Here is a 7,399-nt window from a genome sequence, read left to right as displayed (position 1 = left end):
AAAAATGGTAATAAGAATAATGATCCTGGGAAGAATCCAAATCTTCTACAACAACAGCCTCTACAGCAGCACCTTCTACAACAACATCTTCTTGACATATAATTGCCCCCTATCATTAGTTTTATATTATATACTATTCAGAATGTTTCATTATGTTTCATAGATTATGTTAACTTTTTATTTAAATTTGAAATATAAAAACAAATCTAACTTATATTAAAACACTACACTTTTGGTGTAAATCTATTATTAATTGTGAGATAATAAATTTAAATAATATCATAAGAAAGGTGACTTATATGACTAAAACTGAAAAATTATCTGAAATAATTAAAAATAGTAATAATATCGTGTTTTTCGGCGGAGCTGGAGTAAGTACAGCCTCTGGAATACCTGATTTTAGAAGCTCCAATGGATTATTTAATGAAAAGCTAAATATAACCTTTACTCCTGAACAATTAGTTTCACATACTTTTTATATGAGATATCCAAAGGAATTCTTTAATTTTTATAAATCTAAATTAATTTATCCACAGGCACAGCCAAATAATGCACACATTTCGCTAGCTAAGCTTGAAAAGCTGGGGAAAATTAAAGCTATAATTACACAAAACATTGATGGACTTCATCAAGCGGCTGGCTCTAAAAATGTATTTGAACTTCATGGCTCTGTTCATAGAAATTATTGTGTTAATTGTAATGAGTTTTACGATGTTGACTTTATACTTAACTCAAAGGAAATACCTACTTGTACTAAATGTGGTGGAAGAGTTAAACCTGATGTAGTTCTTTATGAAGAAGGCTTAGATGATGATGTTATTAGAGGCTCAATAGATGCTATTTCTAAAGCAGATACATTAATAATAGGTGGAACATCTCTTGTTGTTTATCCTGCTGCTGGTCTTATAAATTACTTTAAAGGAAAAAATCTTATTTTAATAAATAAAAGTTCTACTTCTGCTGATAGTAAAGCTACTTTAATAATAAATGATGATATTGATTTAGTTTTAGGTAACTCAATTTAAATATTTTAGGCTATCTTAAAAGTATTTTAACTATAAAAATCCTTTTAGATAGCCTAATTTTTTAATAGCTTTACTTCTTTATGTACTGAAATAAAAACTTATATTCTTATAAATTTTTATTTGTATTTTCAATAACCTTTATTGTTGTTGATATAGTTGAGTAAGCTCCACCCTTATCGTAAACTCCATATTTAATGCTATATTCTCCAGCCTTAGTTACATTTACTTTATTTATTAAAACATGCTCTAATTTAGGTTTAATTACTCCATCTTCTGCATCTGTTATTTTTACAATATCTAATGGATTGAATTTATCTCCCACCTTAATTGTAGTTTTGTTTTCATCAATCTCTATTACAGGTTTAGAATTTGGTGGCCTCTTCAATACTTCTACAGTACAAGTTCTAGATGTTCTTCCTCCGTCACTATCTATGACCTCATATTTTAATCCATATGTTCCAACCTTAGCTATATTAACATTGTTATACATAACTGTAACCTTATCAGAAATATCTCCATCCTCTGCATCATAAGCTGCTGCATAAGTTAGTGGATTAAAACTTTCATTAGCATAAATTGTTATATACGTTGATGTTGTAATTCTTGGTAAAGTGTTTATCTTCTTAGTATCTATTACATTTATATCAAACCTTACCTTCATTACATTATTACCAACTTGTATACTTGCCTCTCCATATGTAGCTCCAACCTTTTTTGCTGAAATATTGTTATTTGAATCTACTGTGGCTATTGAATTATCTCCAATAATAGTAGAATAACTAATATTTGTACCAGTACCATTAGTAATTATAGGAGCATTAGCTTTATTTACTTCTGATAAATCTAATATAATATCTCCTGATTTTTTGTATCCTATAACATTAGATAACTCTCTATTTTGTTGGCCTTTAGATTGTCCTGTTTTATCTACATCAAAAGCACAATTTATTAATTCATTAAACTTTGTAGGACTCATTATAAACTCTCCACCAATTAATGCTCCTGATGAAGTTTGTCCATTTTCCACTCTTCCATTAGCATAACTATAACTAATTTTTGAGTTTTGGTTTAATCCAACTAAACCTCCAGTATTATGCCCACTTAAAACAGCTGCGCTACTATAGCTATGCTCTATTGTTGATCCATCTATAGCTGTTCCTACAAGCCCCCCTACACCTTGATATTTCCATGATGTTATTGTTCCTCTTACAGTTCCAGACGTAATTCCAACATTAGATATTTTTCCTGAATGAGTTCCTGCTATAACACCAGCATGTCCCTCTACCATATTAAATACATTTATATTTTCAATAAGCAAATTAGATACTGTTCCATTAGTATCAATACTATCAAAAATCCCTGAACCATTTGATATATTTATATTTTTTATAGTATTTCCATTTCCATCATAATTTCCTTTAAAATTAGGAATACTTTTAAAATCAACTCCATTAAAATCAATGTCATTTATTTGCTTAAAGTATTTATCTAGATTTCCCTCTATTATTTTAAAATCTTCAGCCTTAGAAATTATATATGGATCTTCCTTACTTCCTACTCCCATAATGCTAGGGAGTAAAACTTCAAAGGTAATTGTATCTGGTGTAGAGTTTTTTACTTCTACCTTTATTCCACTATTTTCTCCATTACTAAAATATATAGAGTTTGAATCCCATAACCCATTTGATTCATCTAATGTTTTACCATATGTATTACCTTGATTTGCAAATACTACAGCATCAGTAAGTATTCCATTTCCTTGGTTTAGCTTATCATTATCTCCTGGTCTAAATACATAAAGATAATCTAAACTTCCATCAGCTATACCATTTATATTTCCACTACTAATATTAGAATTTACACGATATATTATTAATCCATCACTTCTACCTACTTGTAATGTTGGATTATCAACTGGTTTTTCATAAAATTCTATTACAAAGTATTCATCAGATTTTAATGGGGAATAGACCTTGATAGATGTTTTTTCATTTTCTCTAGCATACTTAGGTCTTTCTAATGTTATAGTTTTTTTACTAACTACTTTTTCAATAGCCTCTCCCCACCTAAGCCAATCTCTTTGCAAAATACTTAAAACTTCTTGTGGAATATATCCACTAGTATCAGCCATTAAGTCATAAAATCCAATAGGCTGTCCATTTCCATTACCTCTATATAAATCAGGTAATCCCAATGTATGCATATATTCATGATGTATTACTCCATAACTTGCTCTATTAGCCCATAAAGTTCCTGTTGATTCACTATATGAAAATGGTCCTCCAGGTGATTTAGGATCCTTTACTGATATTAAGTTATAGGAATCCAACCTCTTTCCATGAATAGTTGTACTAGAGTAACCATTAGTTTTATGTGACCATAATAAATCTCCCCAAGCAACGTCTGAACTTGATAATGGTGATTCAACAAAAAAACTTATAGCATCAATTATTCCATCATTTCCTGAATCAATACTTTCAGGTGAAAGACTTGCTTCAACCGAATCCTTTATTGCAGCCATTGCTTCATTTATTAATTCTCTTTCACGAGTCCTTTGATCTGCTGTAGTAGAGTATCCATTAGGATTTGTTGATGATTTTTTTACATAATAACTTCTTGGTTTACTTGATATATATGATTTAACTTCATTATTTATATCTTTTGGAAAAAAACTAGCTGTTAAATTAAGCTTTCCATAGCTAGCTTTATTTAAATAATCTTTTAAAGATATAATAGGAATAATTTTATTTCCTATACTTATTTGACTTCCTCCGCTATTCATCACCTTATCAGCTATAGCCAGTGAATTCTTATCATCTAAGGAAATAGTAGTTTGATCTGGAAATTCAATAAACACTGAAATATAAGATAATTCCTGTACTGATTTTTCCTTTGTATTTAAAATCACTTGTGGTTCATTATCTACAATCTCTTCTCCATATAATTCATTGTAATTTGGTAAATGACTTGTACTTTCCTCCAACTCTTCAATAGATTCTTCATTATTGGCTATTGCATAAACTGGTATTGAAAAGTGACTTGAAAATAACATTACGGATAAAATACTTGCTAATATTTTATTTTTCATAAAGCTTGCCCCCTTTTATAATTACAATTTATTATTTACTAATAAACTTTATTATTATATTTTAATGTAATTATATAAGGTATTAACTGTAGTTTCTAGTGTTATTGATATATATTTTCATCTTTATAAATCTGTTAAAAATTATTTTTATATGTTTTTAGTATTTTTTTATATTTTATATATAAAAAAAGGATTATGTATCTTTTTTATACATAATCCTTCTATCTTTTAAACTTCTTCTACTAATTTTTCAAGGTCTTCTATTATTACCTTTACTATATCTAATTTGCCTTGAGCGTAATCTTTTTCTTGTAACCACTCTAAACCCATATTTAAGCATTTTTCAGTTTCTCTATATTCATCTATAAGCTTTATTAATTTATCTTTCATAATTCTCTCCCCCATTTATTCAACTGTAACAGATTTTGCAAGATTACGTGGCTTATCTACATCGCAACCTTTTTGCTTTGCAATATAATATGCAATTAATTGTAATGGAACTACGGCTAATACTGCTGATAATAAAGGATGAGTTTTAGGAATATATATTACTTCTTTTCCCACCTTTTCAGCCTCTTTATCACCTTCATTTGCTATTACAAAAACTTCTGCTCCTCTTGTAATAACTTCTCTTATATTGCTTATCATCTTATCCTTTAATCTATCTTCTGTTAATAATGCTATAATAGGAGTTTCCTTTTCTATTAATGCAATTGGTCCATGCTTTAATTCTCCTCCAGCATATGCTTCTGAATGAATATATGATATTTCCTTTAGCTTTAAAGACCCTTCTAAAGCAACTGCATAATCTACTCCTCTACCTAAAAAGAATAAGTCTTTATGAGCATAATTTTTTGATGCAAATTTCTGTAGCTCATCTTTACTTTTAATTATCTTTTCTACCTTTTCTGGTAGTGATAATAATTCTGACTTTAATTCTTCTGCTTGTCCATTATCTAAAGTTCCCTTTGTCTCTCCTAAATAAATTGCTAATATATACATTGCAATTAATTGAGTTTCATAAGCCTTTGTTGACGCTACTGCTATTTCTGGCCCTGCCCAAGTATATAATACATGATGTGCCTCTCTAGATACTGAGCTACCAACTACATTAGTAACTGCTAGAACCTTAGCCCCTAATTTTTTTGCATCTCTTAATACAGCTAATGTATCTGCTGTTTCCCCTGATTGGCTTACTACTATTAATAATGACTTTTCTGTTATTAAAGGTTCTCTATATCTAAACTCTGATGCTATATCTACTTCTACAGGTATCTTAGCTATTTTTTCTATTGCTGTTTTACCTACTAACCCTGCATGATAAGCTGTCCCGCATGCAACTATAAATATTCTATCAAAATTCTCTAACTCTTCTTTTGTTATATTTATATTATCTAACACTACTTTTTCATTAATATGAACACGTGATGTTAAAGTGTCTTTTATTGCTTTTGGTTGCTCATGGATTTCCTTAAGCATAAAGTCTTCATATCCACCTTTTTCAGCTGCATCTACATCCCATGTAACATGATATATTTCTTTTTTCACTTCTTCTCTATCTTCAGTTTTAATTTCTATTCCATTCTTGTCTATTACTACAAACTCTTTATCTTCTAATAAATATACATCTCTTGTATATGATAAAACTGCTGGAATGTCTGATGCTATAAAATACTCATCCTTTCCGATACCAACAATTAAAGGGCTATCCTTTCTAACTGCAACAAGCTTGTCTGGTTCATTTTTACAAACTACTCCAATTGCATAGCTTCCTTCCATCTTAGATGTAGCCTTTATTACAGCTTCAAGTAAATCTCCCCTATAGTAATAATCTATTAAATTAGGAATAACTTCAGTATCTGTTTCTGAATCAAACTCATATCCCTTTGATCCTAGCCATTCTCTTAGCTTTATATAATTTTCTATTATTCCATTGTGAACTACACTTATAGTTACATTTCCATTACTATGAGGATGTGAATTTATATCTGAAGGCTCACCATGAGTTGCCCATCTAGTATGACCAATTCCTATTTTTCCTTTTAAAGGGTCACTTTTTAAGTTTTCTGCTAAATTTTTAAGTCTTCCTTTAAATTTTTTTACCTTTATATCATTGTTTTCTATAATTGCAACTCCTGCTGAATCATATCCTCTATATTCTAATTTTGATAATCCATCTATTAAAATTTGAGATGCCTCATTTTTTCCTACATATCCAACTATTCCGCACATAAATATCTTCCTTCCTTTTCTTTTCTAAATGTTTTTTTATTACTTGTGTTTTTTATAAAAGAGAGCCTTGCTATAAACGAATCCTTCTGAACTCTCTCTACTGAAGGTTTTAACACCAGACTAATATTGTAATGTAAGTCACCTTACATCTTTGTTAGTCGTTAACGGTAGTGTGCAAATACCGTGGGGCACCCGCCGAAGTTTCGATACTCCCCAACCTCGTCAACTTAAGTGAGCTTCTAAATCTTTGATTTAGCTAAGCGAATTTACTCAGCTGTAAGCTGAGTTTCCTTTTCTCTTCTAAATCTTTGATTTACTAAACGAACTTACTCAGCTTCAAGCTGAGTTTTCTCACACCTAAGTCCTGGCGCTTTTTAATTCTAATCTTAACTTTTTATCACTTCCATTCTTTTTTATTAATAATATATACTATGCAAATTTGTTTAAATGATACACTAATTTTATCATCTTTTTTATTAAATTCAAGTGTTTTTATTTAAATTTAATCATATTTCACTATTTAATTTAATTATTTCTATATCTCTCTAGTTTTCTCTCGTTTACTTCTGATAACAACTATACATATAGAGGTCTAGACATATGTATACATTTTTCGCATAAAAAAAAGACTCATTTTTAAATGAGTCTTTAATAATTAGAATCTAGAAAATTCAAATGTATATTTTCTGATAATATAAAATTACCACAATGAGTATCATACGAACTAGATACATTGCTATCTCCGTAAATATTTATACTATTAATAATACACTCTTCATATCTATTATTTTTACAATTTGTAGCTTTGCATATTAACCTTGTATTTTCACTAGTTGATATTACATTATCAATAGCGTTTTTTCTTTTTTCAAAAGAATTACAATGTGTAGTTCTACACTGTGAAGCTAATTCATTTCCTATAATTGTACAACTATTTACACATTTATTATTTTTATTAAATATACAATAGCTTACATTACAATTTAAGAAAGTCATATTAAGTTATTTACAACAGAAGCTTGAGCAACAAGTTTCATCTGATGTACATGCTGAA

General features: G+C 29.1%; 5 protein-coding genes. 1 reads left to right on the top strand and 4 read right to left on the bottom strand.

All coding sequences use genetic code 11. The features are described 5' to 3' along the window. The first annotated feature begins 299 nt into the window (after positions 1 to 299). Positions 300 to 1,025, top strand: coding sequence for an NAD-dependent protein deacylase (locus ACRDBA_RS02905; RefSeq protein WP_438571434.1), 726 nt, complete (start codon positions 300 to 302; stop codon positions 1,023 to 1,025). A 106-nt stretch (positions 1,026 to 1,131) separates the two neighbouring features. On the opposite strand, the gene ACRDBA_RS02900 is transcribed toward ACRDBA_RS02905, so the two are convergent. From ACRDBA_RS02900 to ACRDBA_RS02885, 4 genes are all read right to left on the bottom strand, one after another. Next, on the bottom strand, positions 1,132 to 4,113 hold the full coding sequence (locus tag ACRDBA_RS02900) for an immunoglobulin-like domain-containing protein (RefSeq protein ID WP_438571433.1): 2,982 nt from the start codon (positions 4,111 to 4,113) through the stop codon (positions 1,132 to 1,134). Between the two features lie 228 nt (positions 4,114 to 4,341). Next, on the bottom strand, positions 4,342 to 4,503 hold the full coding sequence (locus tag ACRDBA_RS02895; protein ID WP_438571432.1) for a hypothetical protein: 162 nt from the start codon (positions 4,501 to 4,503) through the stop codon (positions 4,342 to 4,344). Between the two features lie 15 nt (positions 4,504 to 4,518). Continuing rightward, positions 4,519 to 6,345 carry a glutamine--fructose-6-phosphate transaminase (isomerizing) gene (glmS, locus tag ACRDBA_RS02890; RefSeq protein WP_438571431.1) on the bottom strand — a complete coding sequence of 609 codons (1,827 nt, stop codon included), beginning with the start codon at positions 6,343 to 6,345 and terminating at the stop codon, positions 4,519 to 4,521. A 648-nt stretch (positions 6,346 to 6,993) separates the two neighbouring features. After that, a complete protein-coding gene (locus tag ACRDBA_RS02885; RefSeq protein WP_438571430.1) occupies positions 6,994 to 7,341 on the bottom strand; it encodes a DUF1540 domain-containing protein in 348 nt (115 codons plus the stop codon). Positions 7,342 to 7,399: the final 58 nt, after the last annotated feature.

This window comes from Clostridium sp. (genome assembly GCF_051654825.1).
Taxonomy (GTDB): domain Bacteria; phylum Bacillota; class Clostridia; order Clostridiales; family Clostridiaceae; genus Clostridium.
The sequence above is the reverse complement of the archived record's forward strand: the minus strand, read 5'-3'. Positions and strand labels throughout refer to the sequence as shown.